The sequence below is a fragment of the Polaromonas potterensis genome (assembly GCF_033446725.1).
Taxonomy (GTDB): domain Bacteria; phylum Pseudomonadota; class Gammaproteobacteria; order Burkholderiales; family Burkholderiaceae_C; genus Polaromonas.
Genome location: NZ_JAWQLX010000002.1, coordinates 430,144 through 454,498, shown reverse-complemented (window position 1 = coordinate 454,498; position 24,355 = coordinate 430,144). Strand labels below are relative to the sequence as shown.

The following is a 24,355-nucleotide window of genomic DNA, read 5'->3' as shown; positions in this document are numbered from 1 at the left end:
GCCGGGTGCGGGAAGCGGTTGAGGCGACTCAGCTCAGCTCGCCCATCTGGCTTTGCAGGTAATTCTGCAGGCCGACCCTGCCGATCAGGTCAATCTGGGTTTCCAGAAAGTCGATGTGTTCTTCGGTGTCGTCCAGAATGCCTTGCAGCAAATCGCGTGAGACATAGTCACGCACGGACTCGCAATGGGCAATGCCGTCCTTGATGGTGGCTTGCGCGCCGGTTTCGGCGGCCAGGTCGCACTTCAGGGCTTCCGGCACATCTTCGCCGATCATCAGCTTGCCCAGGTCCTGCAGATTGGGCAGGCCGTCCAGCATGAAGATGCGGTCCATCAGTTTGTCGGCGTGTTTCATCTCGCCGATGGACTCCTCGTATTCCTTCTTGGCCAGCTTGTCCAGGCCCCAGTGCTTGTACATGCGGTAGTGCAGGAAGTACTGGTTAATGGCGGTCAACTCGTTTTTGAGCTGAGCCTGCAAGTGGGCAATGACTTGTGCGTCGCCTTTCATGGGATTCCCTTTATCGTTATGTTGTGATCGGGCGATTGTCCCCCTGCGTGCGCCTCAATTCAAGCATTCCCCCACTGGCGCGGTCTGCTTGCGTGTGATTGTGATAACTGTTCGCATTGCGCTGCATCACGCAGCCGCCGGCTCGCGGCTCGCGGGTGGCGGGTGGCGGGTGGCGGGCCGGCGGGCCGGCGGGCCGGCGGGCCGGCGGGGCTGGCCTGTCAGTTCGCGGGTGCGCTGCTGCGGATCAGGTGGTCAAAAGCACCCAAAGCGGCTTTGGCGCCATCACCGGCCGCGATGATGATTTGCTTGAAGGGCACGGTGGTGGCATCGCCCGCGGCGAAAACGCCGGGTACCGAGGTCTGGCCACGCGCGTCGACGATGATCTCGCCGTGTTTGGACAACTCGACCACACCTTTGAGCCAGTCGGTGTTAGGCACCAGACCGATCTGGATAAACACACCTTCCAGTTCCACCTTCTTCAATTCGCCCGTTGCGCGGTCCTTGTAGACCAGGCCGTTGACCTTTTGGTCGCCGGTGATCTCTGTGGTCTGCGCGTTGGTGAACACGTCGACATTTTTCAGGCTCTTGAGCTTGCGCTGCAGCACCGCATCGGCGCGCAGCGCGGTGTCGAACTCGATCAGCGTCACATGGCCGACGATGCCGGCCAGGTCGATCGCGGCTTCGACGCCGGAGTTGCCGCCGCCAATCACGGCCACCCGTTTGCCCTTGAACAGCGGACCGTCACAGTGCGGGCAATAGGCCACACCCTTGTTTTTAAACGCCTGCTCGCCGGGCACGTTGATGTTGCGCCAGCGTGCACCGGTGGAGAGGATGACGGTCTTGCTTTTCAGCGACGCGCCGCTTTTCAGCTGGATTTCGATCAGGTCCGGGCCGAGGATCAGCGCCTTGGCGCGCTGCAAATTCATGATGTCGACCTCGTAGTCGCGCACATGTTCTTCAAGCGCCAGCGCAAACTTTGGCCCTTCGGTTTTTTTGACCGAAATGAAGTTCTCAATGCCCATGGTATCCATCACCTGACCGCCAAAACGCTCGCAGGCGATGCCGGTGCGAATGCCTTTGCGTGCGGCGTATACGGCGGCAGCCGCACCTGCGGGCCCGCCACCGACGATCAACACGTCGAACGGGTCTTTGGCGGCGATTTTTTTGGCTTCGCGTTCGACACCGCTGGTATCGATTTTGGCCAGAATTTCTTCCAGGCTCATGCGGCCCTGGCCGAACTCGGTGCCATTCAGGAAGATGGTGGGCACGGCCATGATCTGGCGTTCCTTGACCTCGTCCTGGAACAGCGATCCCTCAATCATGGTGGCCTTGATGCGCGGGTTCTGCACCGCCATCAGGTTCAGCGCCTGGACCACATCGGGGCAGTTGTGGCAGGTCAGCGAGACGTAGATCTCGAAGTCGAAGTCGCCGTCCAGCGCGCGAATTTGTTCCAGCACGGCGTCGTCGACCTTGGGGGGGTAACCGCCGACCTGGAGCAAGGCCAGGATCAGCGAGGTGAATTCGTGGCCCATGGGCAGGCCGGCAAAACGCGGGCCGTGGTTTTCACCGGGGCGATTGATGGAGAAAGAGGGCTTGCGCTGATTGTCATCACGGCTTTCCGTGACGCTGACCAGGGGCGAGCAATCGGTGACGTCCTTGAGCAGCGACTGCAGCTCACCCGAGGCCGGGCTGTCGTCGAGCGAGGCAACGATTTCAATCGGCTGCGTGGCGCGTTCGAGGTAGCTTTTTAATTGGGCTTTGGTGTTTGCATCGAGCATGGTGGACTCACTTTCGTCAAATTAGGGAACAAAAAAGCCCGGGGCTGCAGCAGCGCCCGGGCTTAGGAGCTAACGCTGCTTAGATCTTGCCGACCAGATCAATCGACGGAGCGATGGTCTTGGCGCCGTCGTTCCACTTGGCGGGGCAGACCTGGCCAGGATGCGCCGCGGTGTACTGAGCTGCCTTGAGCTTGCGCAGGGTTTCCTTGACGTCGCGGGCAATCTCGTTGGAGTGCACTTCGGCGGTCTTGATGATGCCATCCGGGTTGATCACAAAGGTGCCGCGCAGGGCCAGGCCTTCTTCCGGGATGTGCACGCCAAAGGCGTTGGTCAAGGTATGGGTAGGGTCACCCACCAGCGGGAACTTGGCCTTGCCGACGGCGGGCGAGGTTTCGTGCCACACCTTGTGGGAGAAGTGGGTGTCGGTGGTCACGATGTAGACCTCTGCCTCTGCCTTTTGGAATTCGGCGTAGTTGTCGGCAGCATCTTCGACTTCGGTCGGGCAATTGAAGGTGAATGCCGCTGGCATGAAAATCAGGACCGACCATTTGCCCTTGAGCGTTTCGTCAGAAACCTCGATGAACTTGCCGTTGTGGAAAGCTTGGGTTTTGAACGGTTGGACTTGGGTATTGATCAGGGACATGCAGGTTTCCTCTATTGGAGTTGATAAAAAGTTAAGGACAGGAGATAGCTTAAGGGCTGATGCGTGATTAATCAAATTAATTGAATCAATCAAATCCATGCACTATGACTATCATCATTCATTCTAAATGAGAATTATTCGTATATAGTCGAGCCACTTGTTTTTCAGCTAGCCACTAAGCCGGAATTTTTGCCCGGTGTTTGCAGCCAGCGGTTGTTTTCAACTGTTTTAAGGCGTCAACGTGGCAGCATTCATCTTCCCGGCAGCTCTGTCGGTCCGTCCCGCATCTTTTTCCCCACTTCCGTTTGCCCTGCGCAAGCTCCCCTTGCTCACGGCCCTGGCCTGCGGCGCTGTGCTGACGGTTCAGGCGCAACCGGTGGTGCAACTGGTGGCCGCCAAGGCCTTGCAGGAAGTGGTGGTCAGCGGCTCCCGCCACGAACAAGCCATGGACGAGTTGCCCATGTCCATGGACGTGATCAACGCGACCGATATCGAGCAAGGGCAGATTCGCGACATCCGCGATGCGGCCAAAAACCTGCCCAATGTCTCGGTCAAACGCGCTCCGGCACGTTTCGGCCTGATAGGCGGCAGCGGCGACGGGCGCGACGGCAATGCGGGTTTCAACATCCGCGGCCTGGACGGCAACCGGGTGTTGCTGCTGGTGGACGGCATACGCGCGCCGCGCAGTTATGTGTTCAGCAGTTATGCCTTTGGGCGAGATTCTTTTTCCGTCGATCTGCTCAAACGCATTGAAATTGTGCGTGGCCCCGCGTCCGTCTTGTACGGCTCGGACGGCCTGGCCGGGCTGGTCAACTTCATCACCCACGAGCCGGCCGACTTTTTGACCGAGGGCAAAAACCTGGGCGGGCGGGCCTCCATCGGTTACAGCGGCGACAACGAGGGTGTGACCTTGGGCGCCACGCTCGCCGGGCGCGCCAACGAGTCGCTGGAGTGGCTGGTGTCGGCCTCGCAAAACCGCGGCAAGGCGCTGGACAACATGGGCACCAACGCCGCCGCCAACGTGGACCGCACCCGGCCCAACCCGCAGTCCGATCGCGGCAACGCCTTGCTGGCCAAGGTGGTGCTGAAACCCAGCAGCGCCCAGAAACATGTGCTGACGCTGGAGCGTGTGGAGAAAAAATCCGACTACGACTTGCTGACCACACGCGCCAAACCGCCGCTGGTGGCGGCCTCGGTGCTCAAAGGCAATGCGCTGACCACCGCCGAGCGCACCCGCCTGACCTGGGATGCACGTTACAAGGTGGACAGCCTGCTGGCCGACAACCTGCAGACGGTCTTGAGTTACCAGGAAGCCGCGTCGCGCCAATACACCTACGAAGACCGCAACACCGCCGCGGACCGGGTGCGCGACATGACGTATGACGAGCGGACCCTGCAGGCTGGCATCCAGGCCGACAAGACCATCCGCCTGACGCCCGACTGGGCGCAAAAAATCACCTACGGCTTTGATTACGTGCGGGCCGACATCATTAACCTGCAAACCGGTATCGGGCCCACGCCGCCGGAAACCTTCCCGCTCAAGCGTTTTCCGGACACCACCGAGTCCAGCAGCGCGATTTACGTGCAGGATGAATTCATCAGCGACCACTGGAGCATCACGCCGGGTGTGCGGGTCGACCGTTTCAAGCTGGACGCCAGCCAGGCCGGGTTCACCGCGCGGGCGGCTTCGCTGTCGGGCTCGGCGGTGTCCCCCAAGCTCGGTGTGTTGTTTCGGGCCACGCCGGAGTGGAGCGTGTTCGGCAACTACGCCAGTGGTTTTCGCGCGCCCAATGCGGGCCAGCTCAATGGTTTTTTTGAAAACGTCAACCAGTTTTACAAGACCATTTCCAACCCCGACCTGAAACCCGAAAAAAGCAAGAACTTTGAAGTCGGCGTGCGTGGCCGCCTGAATGCCTTGACGCTGGATGTGGCAGCTTTCACCGGCCGCTTTAACAACCTGATTGAAGACAACGCCACCGTGGGCGGCGCCGGTGTCTTTGGCAACCCGACGGTGTTCCAGTCGATCAACGTCGGCAACGCCACCATCAGCGGTTTTGAAATCAAGGGCGCGATGGACTGGGGCAAGCTGGCCGACGGCCGGCTCAGCACCCCCTTCAGTTATGGCGAGACCCGCGGCAAGGACAGGGCCACGGGCCGGCCGCTCAACTCCATTGACCCGGCCAAACTTCATGTTGGCGTGAAATACGCCACGGCGGTCTGGGATGTGCGCCTGGACGCCAGCCGGCATTCGGGCAAAAAGGCCAGCGATGTGTATGTGAAAGCCCCGGCGACCCAGTTTGTCGTGCCGGCAGCCACCACGCTGGACCTCAGTGGCCAGTGGCGCATCAACAAAAAACTGCGCCTCAACGCCAGCATCGTCAATCTGACCGACAAAAAGTACTGGAACTGGTCCGACGTGCGCGGCCAGGCCGTCAACGCGGCCGCCATAGACGCTTACACCCAGCCGGGCCGGCACTTCAATGTGTCGCTGGTGGCTGATTTCTGATCCTGCCTTGTTTCACCTGTCTTCATGAAAGGCCTGTCCATGACCCATTCCACGACCCATTTACCCGACCACGGCATCAACGACCCCGATGTCCAGCGCGACCAGGCACACGGTGTGCTTGGCAACCCAGCCATGCATGCCGCGCCGGAGGTGTTGCAATGAGCGCTGTACTCCAATCCTCGACGCGGCCTGTGCTGGAGGCCCTGCCTGGCGCGCTGGCCGGGAATGCGGCCCGCCTGCGTGAACGTTTCAGCGCTGCCCGCAGTGCCGGCAAACGCGCCAAGGACGCCGCCGAAAGCCTGGGCGTGAGTGAAGGCGAGGCTATCGCGGCCCATGCCGGCGCGCATGACCATGCCCTCCAGGCCATGCCTTTGCAAGGCCTCTGGGTCGAGCTGTTGCAGGCTTTGCAACTCTGTGGCCCGCTGATGGCCTTGACGCGCAACCAGTCCACCGTGCACGAAAAAACGGGTGTGTATGAAAACATCACGGCCACCGGCCACATGGGCCTGGCCCTGGGCGAAGCCATTGACCTGCGCCTGTTTTTCAGCCGCTGGCACGCAGGGTTTGCCGTGACCGAACCGGCCAACGACGCGAAAAATCCGCCTTCGCAAAGCCTTCAGTTTTTTGATGCGCATGGCGTGGCCGTGCACAAGATTTATGTGCGGCCGGAAACCGACCGTGAAGCGTTCAATGACATCGTTAACCAGTTCAGCGATGCGGACAAAAGCTACACCTTCACACCGGCCCCGCTGAAGCCGGCCATCCCGCCCGACGCCGATATTGACGCCGCAGGCTTGCTGCAAGGCTGGCGCGAGATGACGGACACCCACCAGTTTTTTGGCTTGATCCACAAGTTTGGTGCAGAGCGCCAGCAGGCTTTCCGTCTGGTGCAAGGGCACTTTACCGAACGCGCCGAGCGGGGCGTGGTACGCCAACTGCTAGACGAAGCCGCCATGGATGCCACATCCATCATGGTGTTTGTCAGCAGCAGCGGCTGTATCCAGATCCACAGCGGCCCGGTCAAACGCATAGAACCGCTGGTCACGCCAACCGCGCAGTGGCTCAATGTGCTGGATGCGGGTTTCAATTTGCACCTGCGTGAAGACATGATCGCCACGGCCTGGATTGTGCAAAAACCGACGGCCGACGGTGTGGTGACCTCGGTGGAAGTGTTTGATGAAGCCGGCGACCTGATGGCCATGTTTTTTGGCAGCCGCAAACCCGGCGCGCCCGAACAACAGGCCTGGCGCGACATCGCGGCGCGTTTGCCGCGGCTGCATGCCCCACACACCGCATGAAAACTTCACCTTCCAAAGGCTCCCGTGACCATCTCCTACCTGCTGCGCCGGCGCGACGCCTTGCGTCTTTTTTCACTCCCGGCGGCTTCCACCGCTTGCGCCTTGTCTGCGCCTGCTGTGTGGGCCCGGACAGCCCCGAAGTCGCCGCGCATCGTGTCGGTGAACGGCTCCCTGACCGAAGTCGTCTACGCGCTGGGCGCCGAGCAACAACTGGTCGGGACTGACACCACCAGCCTGTTCCCGGCGGCGGCCTTGCGCACGCCCAAGGTGGGTTACATGCGCGCGCTGTCCGCCGAAGGCCTGTTGTCGCTCAGGCCCGATGCCTTGATTGGCACCAGCGAAGCCGGCCCCGCGGTGGTGATGGACCAGGTGCGCAGCGCCGGGGTCCAGGTGGAACTGGTGGAGGCCGACCACAGCTGGGCCGAGGTGCAGCGCAAGGTCGCGGTGGTGGGGCGGGCGACAGGGCGCAGTGCGCAGGCGGCGGCGCTGCAAGCCAGACTGGACGCGCAGTGGGCCGAGGTGTTGGCGAGTGTCGCGCGCAAAAGCGGCCGCCGGCCCCGGGCGATTTTTATCCTCTCGCATTCGGCCAGCCCGCAGGTGGCCGGCGACAAAACCGCCGCACATGCCATGCTCCGCTACGCGGGCCTGGACAACGCGCTGGCCGGCGCTGGCCAGGCCCAGCCTTTCAGCGGCTACCGGCCCATGACCGCCGAAGCCCTGGTGGCCGCCGCGCCCGACCTGATTGTCACCACCACCCAGGGCATAGAGGCCAGTGGCGGGCTGGAAAAATTCTGGTCACGCCCCGGCCTGGAACTGACCCCGGCCTACCAACGCCGTGCGCTGGTTGCTTTGGACGCTCTCTATCTGATCGGTTTTGGCCCGCGCCTGCCGCTGGCCGTGGGTGAATTGCACCAGGCGGCCCTGAAAGTCACGGCATGAAACTGGCCATGACGGAAGTGTTGTGTGGGCCGGCACCGGCCGTGTTGCCTGGCGCCGACCTGGCGCGCACGCTGGCTTTTTACCAGGGCAGCTGGGGTTTTACGCCCAGGCAGTACGTGCCTGGTGTGATGGCCGTGCTGGTGCGTGAAACGTTAACCTTGCAGCTCTGGCAGCGCCGCGCCGACATGAAAGCCCGGGCGCAAACTTGTCGCCTGGTGGTGGACTGTTTGCAGCCATGGCAACTGGCGCTGGTATCGGCGCCGGGCCGGGCGCCGCAGACTTTGGTGGAGCAGGCCTGGGGCACGGAGTGGGGCCTGAGCGACTGCGACGGCAACCGCTTGTTGCTGGTCCAACCGGCCCTGCAGCCTGTGCTGCGTCAGGCGCGCGCATGAGGGCCGTTTTGCCGCTGGGCGAACGCCGGCGCTGGTCGGCGCGGGCCGTGCTGAGTCTGGGTGTGGTCTTGCTTGCTATTAGTTTTATAGCTGGTAGCGCCCGTGGTGCTTACGCCATCAGTCCTTTTCAGCTGTGGACTGTGCTGATGGACCTGCTGGCGGGCAGCCCCCAGCCTTCAGCCGAACACCTGGTTTTCATGAACATCCGCCTGCCGCGGCTATTGCTGGGCGTCGCCGCCGGTGCGGCGCTGGGCTTGTCCGGCGCGCTGATGCAAGGCCTGTTTCGCAACCCGCTGGCCGATCCCGGCCTGATTGGCGTCAGCAGCGGTGCGGCGCTGGCGGCGGGGGTGACGATTGTGCTGGGCAGTCTGTGGTTTCCGGACATGCCGCGTACCCTGGGCAGTTGGACGCTGGTCTTGAGCGCGTTTGTTGGCAGCCTGGGCGTGACATTGCTGGTCTATGCCTTGTCGCAGCAGGACGGCGCCACACGTGTCGGCCTGATGTTGCTGGCAGGTATTGCCGTCAATGCGCTGGCCGGCGCGGGCCTGGGTTATCTGACTTTTCTGGCCAGCGACGAGCAGTTGCGCAACATCCAGTTCTGGCTGCTGGGCAGCCTGGGCGGGGCGCGCTGGAGCGCCGTGGCCCTGGTCTTTTCCGTGGTGGGCGCGGCAGTCTGCGCCGGCCTGACCCTGGCGAAACCCCTGAATGCGATTGCGCTGGGCGAGGCGCAGGCGGCTTTGCTGGGTGTGCCGGTGGAACGGGTCAAACGTTTTGCCGTGCTGGTCACGGCGCTGGCGGTCGGGGCCGTGACGGCGACCACCGGCATCATCGGTTTTATCGGCCTGATGGCGCCGCATTGTGTGCGCCTGCTCGCAGGGCCCGACCACCGCATTGTGTTGCCGGGTTCGGCCCTGCTGGGCGCGGCACTGGTGCTGGCGGCCGACAGTGTGGCGCGCACCGCCGTCCAGCCGGCCGAGTTGCCGCTGGGGGTATTGACTGCGTTTGTGGGTGTGCCGTTTTTCCTGCTCTTGCTGCGCCACTTCAAGGGTCGGCTATGAACGCGCGTACCTTGACCGATTTTTCAGCGCTGACCGGCCGGCTCGAAGCCATGGAGGTGGTGGTAGCGTTGCCGGGCAAGACCTTGTTGCAGGCTGCATCAGCGCAATTTTCAGCGGGCCAGGTCACGGCCATCCTCGGCCCCAACGGTGCCGGCAAATCCACCCTGATGGCGGTGCTGAGCGGTCAGCGCCAGCCCAGCAGCGGCGAGGTCTGCCTGGCCGGGAAAAAACTGGCGGCGCATGCGCCTGGGGAATTGGCACGTGTGCGCGCCTGTGTGGCGCAGGAAACCCAAGTTGCTTTTGAGTTCTCGGTGCGCGAGGTGGTGGAGTTGGGCCGTTACCCGCACCGCCGCCAGCCGAGCCGGCACGAAGCCGCGATTGTGTTGCAGGCCATGCAGGCCACCCAGGTCGATCATCTGGCGGAGCGTGCGATCAACACACTTTCGGGCGGCGAAAAGGCGAGGGCACATCTGGCGCGCGCGCTGGCGCAGGTTTGGGAGCCGGTGGCCGAAGGTGGGGGCCCGGTTTTTCCGCCGGGCCGCCCCAAGGAAAAACACACCCCCTCGGGGGGCAGAGAGTTACACGCAGTGAGCGAACGTGGGGGCCTCATTTTTCCGCCGGGCCGCCCCAAGAAAAAACACACCCCCTCGGGGGGCAGAGAGTTACACGCAGTGAGCGAACGTGGGGGCCAGCTTTCCCGTTGGCTTCTACTCGATGAACCTACTGCCGCTCTGGACCTGCAGCACCAGCACCGCATGCTGCAACTTGCGCGTGACTGGGCCTGCCAGCAAGGTGTGGGTGTGGTGGCGGTGTTGCACGACCTGAACCTGGCGCTGCGTTACAGCGACCGCTGCGTGGTGTTGCAGGGCGGGCAGGTGGTGGCCAGCGGCATCACCCCCGAGGTCTTGAGTGCTGCGTGTATTGAGAAAGTCTGGGGCGTGTATGCGCAGGCTGTGCCGAACCACGGCGGCTCGGATCATCGCCTTCAGTACGTGTTTGAGCCTGTTTGAGAGGAAAATAGGCCTCCAGCCCAGAAGGGACGGGCGTAAGAAGCTATCAAAGTGATAGCGACTGTCGAAGCCTCAAGCCGCCAGCGCTATCACCACAGCCGCTTCATCTATCAGCGCGTTAACGCGGGTTTTGGTTTTGAGGCCGCTGCCAACGGCGGCAAAACCCACCAGTTGCAGCCCGCCGTCCAGTTGCAGCGACACCTCGTCGCCGCTGGCGCCCCGGCTGATACGCAGAGCCTGGCCGCCCAGGCCTGCGGCCGTTTCAGGGGTGACGACCACCGCCGTGGCCTTGCACAGGGCCAGCACGGTCTGGCCTTTTTGAAGCCCTAACAACTCGGTGCTGGCTTTGGTGATGCGTGACACCAGCAGCGCGTCTCCGGCCAGCCGCAGATGCACACGCACGATCTGGCCCTTGCGCTCAAGTTTGTCGACCTGGCAGGGCAACTGGTTGCGCATGCTGGTGCGCACACTCATGTTGGAAAGCACGGGCAAGGCACGCGGCAGCAGCAACTCGTTCGCGCCGAACTTGGCGAGGATTTGCCCACGTGTTTCGCTCAGCAGGCCCGCGACGGCCAGCAATTTCTGGCCCGCCGGGGTGAGGGTGGCACCGCCGCCGCCCGAGCCGCCCACCGCTCGTTCCACCAGCGCCACACCGGCCAGGTTGGTCAAGGTGTCTATCGCTTGCCAGGCCGCCTTGTAGCTGACCTTGGCTTGCCGGGCCGCTTGCGAGATGGAGCCGCTTTCGCCGACCAGGCGCAGGATTTCAATGCGTTTGTCCGCCGGTTCGTGGGAGAAAGCACTGGCGAAAGACGGCGTGGCTGGTTTCATCGGTGGCATCAAGGCTGGTGTTGGCGTGAGGGTGGGGTAGCGCTATTCTAAAATAGAATAGCGAAATGACAGACGTTTTTGCGTCATCCCAACTTTAACCACTGGAGTCCTCTTGATGTCTCATCCTGTATTTCGATGCTTGCCGGCCCTGTGTCTGGCGCTGGCCTCAGTGTCAGCGCTGGCCGCTGAAGTCCAGGTGGCGGTGGCGGCCAATTTCACCGCGCCCATGAAACTGATCGCGGCGGAGTTTGAAAAAGAAAGCGGCCACCAGACGGTCTTGTCCTTTGGGGCCACTGGCAAGTTTTATGCACAGATCACCAACGGCGCGCCCTTTGATGTTTTCCTGTCGGCCGACGACAGCACACCCGCCAAGCTGGAAAAAGAAGGCGCGGCCGTCAGCGGCAGCCATTTCACCTATGCCACCGGCAAGCTGGTCTTGTGGTCGGCCCAGCCCGGCCTGGTCGATGGCCAGGGCGAGGTGCTGAAAAAAGGCGACTTCAAAAAAATTGCGATTGCCGCGCCCAAACTCGCGCCTTATGGCGCGGCCGCGGTCGAGGCCCTGACCCAACTCGGCTTGATGGACAAACTGCTGCCCAAGCTGGTGCAGGGTGAAAGTATTGGCCAGACCTACAGTTTTGTCTCCACCGGCAATGCCGAGCTGGGTTTTATCGCGCTGTCGCAAGTCTACGAGGGCGGCAAAATCAAAAGCGGCTCGGCCTGGATCGTCCCTGACAAGCTGCACAGCGCTATCCGGCAGGATGCCGTGCTGTTGAGCAAGGCCAAAGACAACCCCGCCGCCATCGCGCTGATGGCCTTTTTGAAAACCGAAAAAGCCAAGGCCGTGATCCGCTCCTTTGGTTACCAGCCCTGAGGCCTGGAACACATGCTTGACGAAGCCGGTTTCCAGGCGATCGCCCTGACCGCCAGACTGGCCGGCACCACCACGGCGGTGTTGTTGCTGGTCGGCACGCCGCTGGCCTGGTGGTTGGCGCGTACACGTTCCTGGCTCAAGGGGCCGGTGGGTGCGCTGGTGGCCTTGCCGCTGGTGTTGCCGCCCGTGGTGCTGGGTTTTTATCTGCTGGTGCTGACCGGGCCGCACGGGCCGGTGGGCCAGTTCATGCAGTCGCTGGGCTGGGACTTGCTGCCTTTCAGTTTTGCCGGGCTGGTGGTGGGTTCGGTTTTTTACTCCCTGCCTTTTGTGGTGCAGCCACTGCAACACGCCTTTGAAGCCATGGGCGACCGGCCGCTGGAAGTGGCCGCCACCTTGCGCGCCTCGCCGCTGGACACGTTTTTCAGCGTGGTGTTGCCGCTTGCCAAACCGGCTTACCTGACCGCCGCGGTCATGGGTTTTGCCCACACCGTGGGCGAGTTCGGCATTGTGCTGATGATGGGCGGCAACATTCCCGGCAAGACGCGGGTGATGTCGGTGCAGATTTACGACCATGTGGAAGCGCTGGAATACGCGCAAGCCCATTGGCTGGCGGCCGGGCTGCTGGTGTTTTCATTTTTGGTCTTGCTGGCGCTGTACACCTTGCAGCCCACAGGCCGACGCCGGGGGCAGGGCGCATGAGCGGCATCAATTTATCGTTTCAGCAGGTCTATGCCGATTTTTCGCTGGACGTAACTTTGAACTTGCCAGGGCGCGGCGTGACGGCATTTTTTGGCACCTCGGGTTCGGGCAAAACCACCTTGTTGCGTTGTATCGCCGGCCTGGAGCGCGCCCGTGTGGGCCGGCTGCAGGTCAACGGCGAGGTCTGGCAGGACGATACCCGCAAGATATTCATGCCGGTGCACCGGCGTCCGCTGGCTTATGTGTTCCAGGAGGCCAGCCTGTTTGCGCACCTGGACGTGCGGCGCAACCTGGACTACGGCTTGCGCCGTGTGCCCGAGGCGCAGCGCCGCGTGTCGCTGGACCAGGCCATCGAGTTGCTGGGGATTGCCAAGCTGATGCAGCGCCAAACCGGCACCTTGTCGGGCGGCGAGCGCCAGCGCGTGGCCATCGCGCGTGCGCTGGCCACCAGCCCGCAATTGCTGCTGATGGATGAGCCGCTGGCCGCGCTGGACATCCAGCGCAAGGCTGACGTCTTGCCTTATCTGGAGCGCTTGCACGACGAGCTGGATATTCCCATTTTGTATGTGAGCCACGCGCCCGACGAAGTGGCGCGGCTGGCCGACCACCTGGTGTTGATGGCCGCAGGCCGCGTAACGGCGGTGGGCCCCACGCGCGAGCTGATGACCCGGCTGGACCTGCCGCTGGCGCACGGCGACGCGGCGGCTGCCGTGATCGAGGCCACGGTCACCCACCTGGAGCCGGCCTGGCATTTGAGCCATCTCGCGTTTTCAGGCGGCACCCTCAGCTTGCCGAGCCAGTCCTTGCTGCCCGGACAACACGTGCGGGTACGTATCCAGGCGCGCGATGTCAGCCTGAGCCTACAGCGGCAGGAGGGCAGCAGTGTGTTGAACAGCATGGCGGCCACGGTCACCGGCCTGTCGCCCGACAGCCCGGGCCAGCTCATGGTGAGCCTGGACGTGGGCGGCAGCACCTTGTTGGCCCGCATCACGCAAAAATCGGCGCAGGTTTTGCAGTTGCAGTCGGGCAGCGCTGTGTATGCCCAGGTCAAGGGTGTGGCGGTGCTGGGCTAGTTGCTATCGAATTGGTAGCTTCTTGCGCTCGTGCTGATTGGGCTGGCGCCCGATTTGATTGATGATTCCCAAGGCGAATGGCTCTGAAGTTGTTGATAAAATAGGCCTCCAGCCCAGCAGGAGCGGGCGCGACCAGCTATCAAAAAGAGAGCGAGGCGCCGCTGTCTCAGTACTCCAGCCGTTCCGGTCGGATTTCCTGCAGGATGGTGGTGGCGATTTCCTCGATCGACTTGGTGGTGGTCGACAACCAGCGAATCCCTTCGCGCCGCATCATGGCTTCGGCTTCGTGGATTTCGTCGCGGCAATTGACCAGACTCGCGTATTTGGAGTTGGGCCGGCGTTCGTTGCGGATTTGCGCCAGGCGTTCGGGCGCAATCGTCAGGCCGAAGATTTTGTGGCGGTGCGGGATCAGGGCCGGCGGCAACTGGCGGCGCTCAAAATCTTCAGGAATCAGCGGGTAATTCGACGCTTTCAGGCCGTATTGCATGGCCAGGTAAAGCGAGGTCGGGGTTTTGCCGCTGCGACTCACACCCACCAGAATCACGTCCGAACCGGCCAGGTCGCGGTTACTCTGGCCATCGTCATGGGCTAACGAGAAGTTGATGGCCTCGATGCGGTCGTCGTACTCCTTGCTTTTGGAGGCATCCGAAAAACGCCCAACCCGGTGGTTGGATTTGATGCCTAACTCGGCTTCCAGCGGCGCGACAAACATGCCGAACATATCCAGCAACATGCCCTGGCAGTTCGCCTTGATCACTTCCAGGATCTGCATGTTCACCAGCGTGGTGAACACAATCGGCTTGTTGCCCTCCAGCTCGGCCGTGTGGTTAATCTGGCGTATGGCCTGGTGTGCCTTGTCCACGCTGTCGATAAAAGGCAGGCGCACATGGCGCGGTTTGAACTCAAACTGCGCCAGGATGGCGTTACCAAAGGTTTCAGCGGTGATGCCGGTGCCGTCGGAGATAAAAAACACAGTGCGATTGGACATGGGCAGTGGTCAGGGTGGTGAAAGCCGGGCGCGGGCACATCCGGCTGGAGGCACCTACAATCACCGCAATTATCCCGATATTCCCAGCCATGCCCCGCCTCAACCCCTTAGAACGACAACAAGGTTGCTCGCCGCGCATGCGCCACGTCCCGGTTTTTAAACCTCCCGGAGTATTTCTATGTCCCACCTTTTTGAGGCGACCGCTTTAGTCGTACCGTTTGAAAACCTGAGGATGACGGATGTCGAGGCCGTAGGCGGTAAAAACGCCAGCCTCGGCGAGATGATCTCGCAACTGCCCACCGGCCCGCAGGGTGTGCGTGTGCCGACCGGTTTTGCCACCACGGCCCATGCTTTTCGCGTGTTCCTGGCCCACGACGGGCTGGACAAAAAAATCAACGGCGTGCTGGACGTACTCAACACCGACGACGTGCGTGCGCTGGCCGAGGCCGGCGCCAAAATCCGCGCGCTGGTCGAAGCCCAGCCTTTCCCGGCCGACTTTGAACAAGCCGTCCGTAGCAGTTTTGCCACGCTGAGTGCCGGCAATGCCCAGGCCAGCTTCGCCGTGCGTTCCTCTGCCACAGCCGAAGACTTGCCCGACGCCTCGTTCGCCGGCCAGCAGGAAACGTTTTTGAACGTGGTTGGCATCGAAGACGTGTTGCACAAGATGAAAGAGGTGTTTGCCTCGCTTTATAACGACCGCGCCATCAGCTACCGCGTGCACCAGGGTTTTGCCCATGCCGACGTGGCCTTGTCGGCCGGTGTGCAACGCATGGTGCGCAGCGACCTGGGCGCGGCCGGTGTGATGTTCACCATCGACACCGAAAGCGGTTTTGAAGACGTGGTCTTCATCACCTCCAGCTACGGCCTGGGCGAGACGGTGGTGCAGGGCGCCGTGAATCCCGACGAGTTTTACGTGCACAAACCCATGCTCAAGGCCGGCCACCGCGCCGTGATCCGCCGCAATCTGGGCAGCAAGCTGCTGCAGATGGAATTCACCACGGCCGACGAGAAAAAAGCCGGCGGCAAGCTGGTCAAAACCACCGACGTGCCGACCGAGCTGCGCAACCGCTATTCGCTGAGTGATGCCGACGTCGAACAACTGGCGCGTTACGCCCTCATCATCGAAGACCATTACGGTCGTCCCATGGACATCGAGTGGGGCAAAGACGGCACCGACGGCCAGTTGTACATCCTGCAGGCCCGACCCGAGACGGTGAAAAGCCAGTCCAAAGGCAAGGCCGAGATGCGTTACAAGCTCAAGGGCACGGGCACGGTGCTGGCCGAAGGCCGTGCGATTGGCCAGAAGATTGGCACCGGTGCCGTGCGTATCGTGCACGACATCAAGGACATGGACCAGGTCCAGCCGGGCGACATCCTGGTCACCGACATGACAGACCCGAACTGGGAGCCGGTGATGAAACGCGCCAGCGCCATCGTCACCAACCGCGGTGGCCGCACCTGCCACGCCGCCATCATTGCGCGCGAGCTGGGGATTCCGGCCGTGGTCGGTTGCGGCGACGCCACCGAATCGCTGAAAGACGGCATGCTGGTGACGGTCAGCTGCGCCGAAGGCGACACCGGCAACATCTATGACGGTTTACTGGAAACCGAGGTGACCGAGGTACAGCGCGGCGAGATGCCGCCCATCGACATAAAAATCACCATGAACGTCGGCAACCCGCAACTGGCCTTTGATTTCTGCCAGATCCCCAACCACGGCGTGGGCCTGGCGCGGCTGGAGTTTGTGATCAACAACAACATCGGTGTACACCCCAAGGCCATCCTGGACTACCCGAATGTGGATGCCGACCTGAAAAAAGCCGTTGAAAGTGTGGCCCGTGGCCATGCCTCGCCGCGTGCGTTTTACGTCGACAAGGTGGCCGAAGGTGTGGCGACGATCGCCGCAGCTTTCTGGCCCAAGCCCGTGATTGTGCGTTTGTCGGACTTCAAGTCCAACGAGTACCGCAAGCTGATCGGTGGTTCGCGTTACGAGCCCGAAGAAGAAAACCCGATGCTGGGTTTTCGTGGTGCTTCGCGTTACCTCAGCCCCGACTTTGGCGAGGCCTTTGCGATGGAGTGCGAAGCGCTCAAACGTGTGCGTAATGAGATGGGCCTGGTCAACGTCGAGGTCATGGTGCCTTTTGTGCGTACCCTGGGTCAGGCCAAAAAAGTCACCGACCTGCTGGCGCAACACGGCCTGAAACGCGGCGAGCAGGGCTTGCGCGTGATCATGATGTGTGAAGTGCCTAGCAACGCCATCCTGGCCGACGAGTTCCTCGAGTTCTTCGACGGTTTCTCCATCGGCTCCAACGACCTGACCCAGCTCACGCTGGGCCTGGACCGCGACTCCGGCCTGGCCATCCTGGCCGAGGACTTCGATGAACGTGACCCGGCCGTCAAGGCCATGCTGAGCCGCGCCATCCAGGCCTGCAAGCGCCAGGGCAAATACGTGGGTATCTGCGGCCAGGGCCCCAGCGACCACCCGGACTTTGCGCAGTGGCTCAAGGACGAAGGCATCGGCTCGCTGTCTCTGAACCCTGACACGGTCATCGCCACCTGGAAACAGCTGGCGAACTGAGGGAAAACCCCGGGTGCCAACAGCGCAGCCGGTAAGTAATTCGCAAGGCCGTTGGCGACAATCAACAGGCCATGCTTGCCCTCGTCACCACCGTCAAATTACTCGCTGAAATCGCCTTGCTGGCCCTGCTGGGCCAGGGGGTGATTGGTGTTTTGGCCGGCGCGGCGCGCGAGCGTAATGCTTTTTACCGTTTGCTTCAATTGTTGGGCCGGCCCTGGGTGTGGGTCGCTCGTCGGCTGTCGCCGCGCTTGGTGTTGGACCGGCATGTGCCGCTGGTGGCTTTTTTTCTCTTGCTGATGGTCTGGGCCGCGGCCGCCATGGGCAAGATCAGCATCTGCCTGCAAATCGGCCTGGCCTTATGTCGTTAAGGCCGGCCCTGAACTACCACTTTTCAAAAATCCAGGCCATGGGGCTGCTGGCTTGCGGACGCTCGCAGGCCGCCTTGCAGCGTTTTGATTACATGCTGAAGCTGCGGCCGCGCGATGCTTATGCGCTGGCCAGCCGGGCGCATGGGTTGGCCCGGCAGAATGATTTTTCGGCGGCGATTATCAGCCTGCAAGAACTCGTCGACGCCTGGCCGCAGGCGGCGGCGCACTGGTTCAACCTCGCGTTTGTCTTGCAACAAGCTGGCCGCCACGATGAGGCCGGCTTGGCGTTTCGCAGCGCCGTGGCTTGCGACCCGCGCATGGACAGGGCCTGGTACGGCCTGGCCCTGGTCTTGATTCATCAGCGGCAGTTTCACGCGGCTGTTGCGGCATTGGAAAAAAACACGGCCCTGCAACCCCTGAGCCCGTACGGTTGGTACCGGCTGGTACAGGTCCGTCTGGCTTTGGGCCAGCCGGATGCCGCGCTTCAGCTCATCACCCATTTGCGCCGGTTTGAGCCCCAACTGGCTGATCAGCTGGCACGTGAGACCGGTTTGGGTTTGCCGGCCGAGCGGCAGGCTCCGGCTACTTTGATCCCCACGCACGATGCCGCTCACTGAACGGCATCGCCATTACTGGCGCCAAACCCGCATGCTGACCGCGCTGCTTTTGCTGCTCTGGTTTGGCGTGACTTTTGGCGTGAGTTATTTCGCGCGTGCGCTGAGTTTTACTTTTTTTGGCTGGCCCTTCAGCTTCTGGATGGGGGCGCAGGGCGCTTTGCTGGTGTACGGCCTGATCATCGGTTTTTACGCCTGGTACATGAACCGCCTGGACATCGCTTACGGCGTCTCGGACGAAGAGGACTGAGATGGCAGGCTTTTTCGGCTCGCGCGAGGGCGCGGTTCTTTCCCGTCAACAGTTCAAGGCCCAATTGGACCGGGTCTACCGCTGGTACACCCTTGGCCTGGTGCTGTTTGTGCTGGTTCTGGCGGTGCTGGAGCGCATGGGTTTGCCGCGGCTGTGGATAGGCACGGCCTTCTTGCTGGCCACCATCGGCCTCTATGCCGGTATTGGTGTGATGAGCCGGACCACCGAGGCCTCCGAGTATTACGTGGCCGGTCGCCGTGTGCCGGCGGTCTACAACGGCATGGCCACAGGCGCAGACTGGATGTCCGCCGCCTCCTTCATCGGCATGGCCGGCACTTTGTACCTCACCGGCTACAGCGGCCTGGCTTTTGTCATGGGCTGGACCGGGGGGTATTGCCTGGTCGCCCTGGTGCTGGCGCCTTACCTGCGCAAGTTCGGCCAGTTCACCATTCCGGACTTTCTGGGCGAGCGTTATGGCGGTCATTTGCCCCGTTTTATCGGGCTGTCGGCCGCCATCCTGTGTTCTTTCACCTATCTGGTCGCGCAGATTTATGGGGTCGGGCTGATCACGGCCTACCTCACGGGGATTGCGTTTGAGTTGGGGATTTTCCTGGGCCTGGGCGGCATTTTGGTGTGCTCCTTTTTGGGCGGCATGCGGGCCGTGACCTGGACCCAGGTGGCGCAATACATCATTCTGGTCGTGGCTTACATGATTCCGGTGGTCTGGCTGTCGGTCAAACAGACCGGCGTGCCCGTGCCGCAACTGGTCTACGGTTTTCAGTTGGAAAAAGTCAGCGCCAAGGAAAAAGAACTGCTGAGCGATCCTGGGGAGTTGGCGGTGCGGGCCTTGTTCAAGCAGCAGTCCAATGCCCTGGCCGACAAGCTGGCGCATCCGGCGACGGCGCTGGCCGCTGACCGGGCCGCCGCCGGCAAAAAGATGGAGCAGCTCAAAAGTGCGGATGCTTCCGTTGCGGAAATTTCCTCTGCGGCCAAGTCATTGGCGGCTTTGCCCCGAACCGAAGCCGCAGCAGTGCAGGCCTGGACGACCGCCAAGGCCGCGGCAGATGTCAAAACCTTGCCGCTCAATGGCATGCCGGCCCACGCGGCCCAGTTTTCCGGCAACCCGGATGGGACGCCGAAGGAAAAAGAGCAGTACGACACCTCGCGTCGCAATTTTCTGGCGCTGATTTTTTGCCTCATGGTGGGCACCGCGGCCTTGCCCCATATCCTGATGCGTTATTACACCGTGCCCAGCGTGCGGGAGGCGCGGCAGTCGGTGACCTGGTCGCTGTTTTTTATCCTCTTGTTGTATTTCACCGCGCCGGCGCTGGCCGTGCTGGTGAAGTATGAAATCTTCACAGTACTGGTCGGCACCCCGTTTGACCAGTTGCCCGCCTGGGTCAACGCCTGGAGCAAGGTAGATAAGGCGTTGCTGTCGGTGGTAGATATCAACAAGGACAACATCCTGCAGCTCAATGAAATGACCATAGGCGGCGACATCATTGTGCTGCTCAGCCCGGAACTGGCGGGCCTGCCTTATGTCATTTCAGCGCTGGTCGCGGCGGGCGGTCTGGCCGCAGCGCTGTCGACGGCGGATGGCTTGCTGCTGACCATTTCCAATGCGCTGGGCCATGACCTGTATTACAAAATGATAGATCCTAACGCCTCGACCGTGAGCCGGGTGACGGTGTCCAAAATCCTGCTGCTGATCGTGGCCCTGTTCGCCGCGTACGTGGCCGCGCAGAAACCCGCAGACATCCTGTTTCTGGTGTCGGCGGCTTTTTCTTTTGCGGCGGCTTCCTTCTTTCCGGCGCTCAGCCTGGGCATTTTCTGGAAACGCGCCACCGGCGTGGCTGCTTCGCTGGGCATGATCGCGGGGTTGGGCGTGACTTCTTATTACGTGGTGGCCAATCAGCCCTGGCTGCGCGCCATCTTCAACATCCAGTCACCGATCCAGCTCTGGTGGGGCATAGACCCGATTTCCGCCGGCCTGTTCGGCGTGCCGGTCGGTTTTGTGGTCATTGTGCTGGTCAGCCTGGTGACCCGGCCGCCCAGCCAGAAGGCCAGAGAACTGGTGGACAGGGTCCGTTATCCCGACCTGAAAACACGATAGAAGGAGAACCCCACGGGGGACTTTTCAACCCAGCAAGGGCCGCGGAACCGGCTTTGCCGGGCCGCAGGCGCAGCAGCCCCCTCGGGGGGCAGAGAGCTACGCGAAGCGAACGAACGTGGGGAGCAATTCTCCAGCGGTATATAATCATGGGCTTCGCCTTGCTGCACCCTTAACGACGCTGGGGCAGCTTTTATCTAACCACAAGGAGAGTTTATGCGTCATTACGAGATCGTCTTGCTGATCCACCCGGATCAAAGCGAGCAAGTGCCAGCCATGCTGGAGCGTTACAAGGGCATGATTACCGCCGGCGGTGGAAAAGTGCATCGTGTTGAAGATTGGGGCCGTCGCCAGTTGGTGTACCTGATCCAGAAACTCGCCAAAGCACACTACCTGTGCATCAACATCGAAGCCAGCCAGGCCGTGATGGACGAAATTGAACATGCATTCAAGTTCAATGACGCCGTGTTGCGCCACCTGACCGTTCTCAAGAAGAAAGCCGAAACCGGCCCATCCTTGATGATGCGCAATGTCGAGCGTGAAGAAGCCCGCAAGGCCCAGCAGCAGGAGTATGCGGCGTCGTAAGACGTCACCATGCTGTTGAACGACTCGCTGCTGCGTGATTGATCCTGCAGTGAACCACGTTGAATTGACCGCCGGTATCGCAGAGCTAAGTCCTCTTCGTTACACGCCCGCTGGCATCCCCGTCGCCAATTTTGTCCTCGAACACGAGTCGGAAATGGTGGAGGCAGGTACCAAGCGCCAGGTCAAATTGACGGTCAAGGCGGTTGCTTTTGGAGTGTTGGCTGAACAATCAAGCCGACTTTCTCTGGGCAAACCCTTCAGGTTCACCGGTTTTCTGGTCAATGCGCGCGCCAGCAAAAGCGTTGTTTTTCATATCCAAGCTTTCGATCAAGTACTGAACCCCATTTAAGGAGTCCATCATGCCCGGACCAAAACGTTTCAATAAAGACAAGCGCCCCAAGCGCAATACCCAATCCCTGCTGTTCAAACGCAAGCGTTTTTGCCGTTTCACAGCCGCTGGCGTTGAAGAAATCGACTACAAAGACATCGACACCCTGCGTGATTTCGTAGCCGAAAACGGAAAAATCATCCCCGCACGCCTGACCGGCACCCGCGCGATTTTCCAGCGCCAAGTTAACACCGCCGTCAAGCGCGCTCGCTTCCTCGCGATGCTGCCTTACAGCGACCAGCACCGTAGCCTGTAAGGAACACGACCATGCAAATCATTCTGCTCGACAAAGTCGTCAACCTGGGCAATCTGGGTGAAGTCGTCAAAGTTAAAGACGGTTACGCACGCAACTTCCTGATCCCCTCCGGCCGCGCTCGTCGCGCCACGGCAGCGAACAAGGCCGAATTCGAAGCCAAGCGCGTCGAACTGGAAAAAGCTGCTGCCGCCAAGCTGGCCGAAATGCAAGCCCAAGGCGAAAAACTCGGCGGTACCACCGTCAAGTTGACGCAAAAAGCCGGTGTGGATGGCCGTTTGTTCGGATCCGTCACCAACCATGACATCTCGGCTGAGCTGACCAAACAGGGCTTCCCTGTGTCCAAGGCTCAGATCCGCCTGCCTAACGGTCCTCTGAAGACCGTTGGTGACCACGCTGTCAGCGTGGCATTGCACACCGACGTGACTGTGGACATCACGGTGACCGTGTACGGCGAAACCGCTTAATCCGCGTTTTCCGCTTCCAGAAAAAGCCGCTCCCAGAGCGGCTTTTCCAATGGTGTGTTCATACACATCTTGTACAGGGTTGTCCCCTTGTTATCAACGACTTATCCACAGCGTTACGCAGTGACGCCGGCCCGTCCCGGCGCTAGTATGTAGAGCTGTCAAGGAAACCCATGTCCGCCGTACTCTCCACCTCTTCCTCCCCCCGTTACACCTCGGACAAACAAATCGAGCAGCTGCGGATTCCGCCGCATTCGATCGAGAGCGAGTCCAGTGTGTTGGGTGGCTTGTTGCTGGACAACGGTGCCTGGGACCGGGTGGGTGACCTGTTGGTGGACGAGGACTTTTACCGTTTCGAACACAAGCTGATCTACGCGGCTGTGGGTGCGCTGATCAATGCCACCAAACCGGCCGACGTGATCACGGTGTACGAACACCTGCAAAACCTGGGCAAGGCCGACGACGCCGGCGGCCTGAGCTACCTGAATTCGCTGGCCCAATACGTGCCCAGCGCCAGCAACATCCGGCGTTACGCCGAGATCGTGCGCGAGCGCTCCATCCTGCGCAAGCTGGTGGCCGCCAGCGACGAAATTGCCACCAACGCCTTCAACCCGCAGGGCAGGGATGTGGCGTCTATCCTGGACGAGGCCGAGCAGAAGATTTTCAAGATCGGCGAGCAGGGCTCGCGCATGAAGCAGGGTTTCCAGAGCATGGACACCCTGGTGGTGGATCTGCTGGACCGCGTCACCGAGATGTCGGAAAACCCGAACGACGTCACCGGCGTGCCCACCGGTTTTTACGACCTGGACAAAATGACCTCCGGCCTGCAGGCGGGTGACCTGGTGATTCTGGCGGCCCGCCCATCCATGGGTAAAACCGCGCTGGCCATCAACATCGCCGAACATGTGGCGCTCAACGAAGGCCTGCCCGTCGCTGTGTTTTCCATGGAGATGGGCGCCTCCCAGCTGGCCGTGCGTATCGTCGGCTCCATAGGCCGCATCGATCAGTCTAGCCTGCGTACCGGCAAACTTTCCGACGACGAGTGGCCACGTCTGACGGAAGCCATCGAAAAGCTGCGCACCATCTCGCTGCACATCGATGAAACCGCCGGCCTGACCGTCAGCGAGCTGCGCGCCAACGCCAGGCGGCTGGCGCGCCAGTGCGGCAAGTTAGGCCTGATCGTGGTCGATTATTTGCAGCTGATGAGTGTGTCCAGCGGTATGGCCGAAGAAAACCGCGCCACCGCCGTCGGCGAAATCTCACGCGGCTTGAAGATGCTGGCCAAGGAGTTGCAGTGCCCCGTCATCGCACTGTCGCAGCTCAGCCGCGGCGTCGAGGCCCGGACCGACAAACGCCCCATGATGAGTGACTTGCGCGAGTCCGGCGCGATCGAGCAGGATGCCGACATCATCATGTTCATCTACCGCGACGAGTACTACACCAAGGACGCCTGCAAGGAGCCCGGCGTGGCCGAGGTCATCATCAGCAAGCAGCGTAACGGGCCGACCGGCACCGTCAAGCTGGCGTTCCAGAACCGCATCACCAAGTTTGAAAGTCTGGCGCAAGGGTACGGTGGCGGCGGCGGCGATTATTAAAGAAAAATAGGGCTCTAGCCCTTTCTGGATATGCGTGAGTAGCTATTTATTTGATAGCTAAAGCGTCAGACGCCGCAGCGTCTCCTTACCCGGCCAGAGGCGCAGCGCCATGCTCCAGGTCTTCCATGGCCAACAGATGGTATTTCTGACCATAGGAAAAAGGCAGATGCCGGATCGCCGAGCTCACGCGTTCGGTGTCTTTGTCCGAGGGGGCGTGGACCATCACGGCGTGATGGCCTTCCTGGGCCAGATCGACATATTTGTGGACGGTGGCGCTTTCAGTGCCAACCGGGGGCAGTTTGAGGTCTGAGCTGCCCACCACCTTGCCGAGTTCTCGCAAAATAATGTCCGGCGTCAGCAGCATGATTTTTTGCTCATCGAAACCGGCGGCCTCCAGTTCGCGGACGGCCTCTTCGGCGTGGTCCAGTTGCGGAAACAGGATGAAGGCATAACCGGTGGGATAAAACACGCCGGTCAGGGTCAACATCTTGCGGGATAGTTCAAAGATCTTCATGCCGTCCTCCTGACAAGCTGTGTGCCAATGGCTCATTGGGACCCTGCG

26 protein-coding genes are annotated in these 24,355 nt (G+C 61.5%); 20 read left to right on the top strand and 6 right to left on the bottom strand.

Features of this window, described 5'->3' with window-relative positions:
* Nucleotides 1-28 precede the first annotated feature (28 nt).
* The 3 genes from bfr to ahpC all read right to left on the bottom strand — a co-directional run bounded on the left by bfr (nucleotide 29) and on the right by ahpC (nucleotide 2,926).
* On the bottom strand, nucleotides 29-505 hold the full coding sequence (bfr, locus tag R6254_RS05280) for a bacterioferritin (protein WP_318404979.1): 477 nt from the start codon (nucleotides 503-505) through the stop codon (nucleotides 29-31).
* Between the two features lie 218 nt (nucleotides 506-723).
* Nucleotides 724-2,283 (bottom strand): alkyl hydroperoxide reductase subunit F, encoded by a 1,560-nt coding sequence (ahpF, locus tag R6254_RS05275; RefSeq protein WP_318404978.1) that lies wholly within the window; start codon nucleotides 2,281-2,283, stop codon nucleotides 724-726.
* A gap of 79 nt (nucleotides 2,284-2,362) precedes the next feature.
* Entirely contained in the window at nucleotides 2,363-2,926 is a 564-nt protein-coding gene (ahpC, locus tag R6254_RS05270) for an alkyl hydroperoxide reductase subunit C (protein ID WP_318404976.1), read from the bottom strand.
* A 241-nt stretch (nucleotides 2,927-3,167) separates the two neighbouring features.
* Between ahpC and R6254_RS05265 the strand changes: the two genes are divergently transcribed.
* Genes R6254_RS05265 through R6254_RS05235 form a run of 7 tightly spaced genes read left to right on the top strand, consistent with a single transcriptional unit; the run spans nucleotide 3,168 to nucleotide 10,129 of the window.
* Complete coding sequence (locus tag R6254_RS05265; RefSeq protein ID WP_318404974.1) at nucleotides 3,168-5,432, top strand: TonB-dependent hemoglobin/transferrin/lactoferrin family receptor; 2,265 nt, start codon at nucleotides 3,168-3,170, stop codon at nucleotides 5,430-5,432.
* A 39-nt stretch (nucleotides 5,433-5,471) separates the two neighbouring features.
* On the top strand, nucleotides 5,472-5,594 hold the full coding sequence (locus tag R6254_RS05260; RefSeq protein ID WP_318404972.1) for a hypothetical protein: 123 nt from the start codon (nucleotides 5,472-5,474) through the stop codon (nucleotides 5,592-5,594).
* Nucleotides 5,591-6,730 carry a hemin-degrading factor gene (locus R6254_RS05255; RefSeq protein WP_318404970.1) on the top strand — a complete coding sequence of 380 codons (1,140 nt, stop codon included), beginning with the start codon at nucleotides 5,591-5,593 and terminating at the stop codon, nucleotides 6,728-6,730. Before R6254_RS05260 ends, R6254_RS05255 begins: the two co-directional genes overlap by 4 nt.
* Nucleotides 6,731-6,754: 24 nt before the next feature.
* Entirely contained in the window at nucleotides 6,755-7,669 is a 915-nt protein-coding gene (locus R6254_RS05250; protein ID WP_412103106.1) for a heme/hemin ABC transporter substrate-binding protein, read from the top strand.
* A complete protein-coding gene (locus R6254_RS05245; protein WP_318404969.1) occupies nucleotides 7,666-8,061 on the top strand; it encodes a VOC family protein in 396 nt (131 codons plus the stop codon). Before R6254_RS05250 ends, R6254_RS05245 begins: the two co-directional genes overlap by 4 nt.
* Nucleotides 8,058-9,119, top strand: coding sequence for a FecCD family ABC transporter permease (locus R6254_RS05240; protein ID WP_318404967.1), 1,062 nt, complete (start codon nucleotides 8,058-8,060; stop codon nucleotides 9,117-9,119). The genes R6254_RS05245 and R6254_RS05240 overlap by 4 nt, the downstream gene beginning before the upstream one ends.
* Nucleotides 9,116-10,129, top strand: coding sequence for an ATP-binding cassette domain-containing protein (locus R6254_RS05235; protein WP_318404966.1), 1,014 nt, complete (start codon nucleotides 9,116-9,118; stop codon nucleotides 10,127-10,129). Before R6254_RS05240 ends, R6254_RS05235 begins: the two co-directional genes overlap by 4 nt.
* A gap of 72 nt (nucleotides 10,130-10,201) precedes the next feature.
* Here R6254_RS05235 and R6254_RS05230 read toward each other — a convergent pair whose 3' ends face one another.
* A complete protein-coding gene (locus R6254_RS05230; protein WP_318404965.1) occupies nucleotides 10,202-10,957 on the bottom strand; it encodes a TOBE domain-containing protein in 756 nt (251 codons plus the stop codon).
* 115 nt (nucleotides 10,958-11,072) lie between these two features.
* Here R6254_RS05230 and modA point away from each other — a divergent pair, with 115 nt between their 5' ends.
* The 3 genes from modA to modC are packed head-to-tail and all read left to right on the top strand — an operon-like array spanning nucleotide 11,073 to nucleotide 13,600.
* Complete coding sequence (modA, locus tag R6254_RS05225) at nucleotides 11,073-11,828, top strand: molybdate ABC transporter substrate-binding protein (RefSeq protein ID WP_318404963.1); 756 nt, start codon at nucleotides 11,073-11,075, stop codon at nucleotides 11,826-11,828.
* Between the two features lie 12 nt (nucleotides 11,829-11,840).
* Complete coding sequence (gene modB / locus R6254_RS05220) at nucleotides 11,841-12,527, top strand: molybdate ABC transporter permease subunit (RefSeq protein ID WP_318404961.1); 687 nt, start codon at nucleotides 11,841-11,843, stop codon at nucleotides 12,525-12,527.
* Nucleotides 12,524-13,600 carry a molybdenum ABC transporter ATP-binding protein gene (modC, locus tag R6254_RS05215; RefSeq protein WP_318404959.1) on the top strand — a complete coding sequence of 359 codons (1,077 nt, stop codon included), beginning with the start codon at nucleotides 12,524-12,526 and terminating at the stop codon, nucleotides 13,598-13,600. The genes modB and modC overlap by 4 nt, the downstream gene beginning before the upstream one ends.
* Nucleotides 13,601-13,766: 166 nt before the next feature.
* On the opposite strand, the gene ppsR is transcribed toward modC, so the two are convergent.
* Nucleotides 13,767-14,588: a posphoenolpyruvate synthetase regulatory kinase/phosphorylase PpsR gene (ppsR, locus tag R6254_RS05210; protein ID WP_318404957.1), complete on the bottom strand. Its 822-nt coding sequence runs from the start codon at nucleotides 14,586-14,588 to the stop codon at nucleotides 13,767-13,769.
* Between the two features lie 178 nt (nucleotides 14,589-14,766).
* Between ppsR and ppsA the strand changes: the two genes are divergently transcribed.
* The 10 genes from ppsA (at nucleotide 14,767) to dnaB (ending at nucleotide 23,793) form a co-directional block, all read left to right on the top strand.
* A complete protein-coding gene (gene ppsA / locus R6254_RS05205) occupies nucleotides 14,767-17,166 on the top strand; it encodes a phosphoenolpyruvate synthase (protein WP_318404955.1) in 2,400 nt (799 codons plus the stop codon).
* Nucleotides 17,167-17,237: 71 nt separating this feature from the next.
* Nucleotides 17,238-17,534: a hypothetical protein gene (locus tag R6254_RS05200; RefSeq protein ID WP_318404953.1), complete on the top strand. Its 297-nt coding sequence runs from the start codon at nucleotides 17,238-17,240 to the stop codon at nucleotides 17,532-17,534.
* On the top strand, nucleotides 17,525-18,151 hold the full coding sequence (locus R6254_RS05195; protein ID WP_318404952.1) for a tetratricopeptide repeat protein: 627 nt from the start codon (nucleotides 17,525-17,527) through the stop codon (nucleotides 18,149-18,151). The genes R6254_RS05200 and R6254_RS05195 overlap by 10 nt, the downstream gene beginning before the upstream one ends.
* Nucleotides 18,138-18,398, top strand: a complete 261-nt coding sequence (locus tag R6254_RS05190) for a DUF4212 domain-containing protein (protein ID WP_318404950.1) — start codon at nucleotides 18,138-18,140, stop codon at nucleotides 18,396-18,398. The genes R6254_RS05195 and R6254_RS05190 overlap by 14 nt, the downstream gene beginning before the upstream one ends.
* Before the next feature lies 1 nt (nucleotide 18,399).
* A complete protein-coding gene (locus R6254_RS05185) occupies nucleotides 18,400-20,511 on the top strand; it encodes a sodium:solute symporter family protein (RefSeq protein ID WP_318404948.1) in 2,112 nt (703 codons plus the stop codon).
* Nucleotides 20,512-20,724: 213 nt separating this feature from the next.
* Complete coding sequence (rpsF, locus tag R6254_RS05180) at nucleotides 20,725-21,093, top strand: 30S ribosomal protein S6 (RefSeq protein WP_318404947.1); 369 nt, start codon at nucleotides 20,725-20,727, stop codon at nucleotides 21,091-21,093.
* A 49-nt stretch (nucleotides 21,094-21,142) separates the two neighbouring features.
* On the top strand, nucleotides 21,143-21,442 hold the full coding sequence (priB, locus tag R6254_RS05175) for a primosomal replication protein N (RefSeq protein ID WP_318404946.1): 300 nt from the start codon (nucleotides 21,143-21,145) through the stop codon (nucleotides 21,440-21,442).
* A gap of 10 nt (nucleotides 21,443-21,452) precedes the next feature.
* Nucleotides 21,453-21,737 (top strand): 30S ribosomal protein S18, encoded by a 285-nt coding sequence (gene rpsR / locus R6254_RS05170; protein ID WP_318404945.1) that lies wholly within the window; start codon nucleotides 21,453-21,455, stop codon nucleotides 21,735-21,737.
* Nucleotides 21,738-21,748: 11 nt separating this feature from the next.
* Nucleotides 21,749-22,201, top strand: a complete 453-nt coding sequence (rplI, locus tag R6254_RS05165; RefSeq protein ID WP_318404944.1) for a 50S ribosomal protein L9 — start codon at nucleotides 21,749-21,751, stop codon at nucleotides 22,199-22,201.
* A 170-nt stretch (nucleotides 22,202-22,371) separates the two neighbouring features.
* Nucleotides 22,372-23,793 carry a replicative DNA helicase gene (dnaB, locus tag R6254_RS05160; RefSeq protein WP_318404942.1) on the top strand — a complete coding sequence of 474 codons (1,422 nt, stop codon included), beginning with the start codon at nucleotides 22,372-22,374 and terminating at the stop codon, nucleotides 23,791-23,793.
* 85 nt (nucleotides 23,794-23,878) lie between these two features.
* Here the strand turns inward: dnaB and R6254_RS05155 are convergent, their stop codons facing one another.
* Nucleotides 23,879-24,307: an RNA-binding protein gene (locus tag R6254_RS05155; protein ID WP_318404940.1), complete on the bottom strand. Its 429-nt coding sequence runs from the start codon at nucleotides 24,305-24,307 to the stop codon at nucleotides 23,879-23,881.
* Between the last annotated feature and the right edge of the window lie 48 nt (nucleotides 24,308-24,355).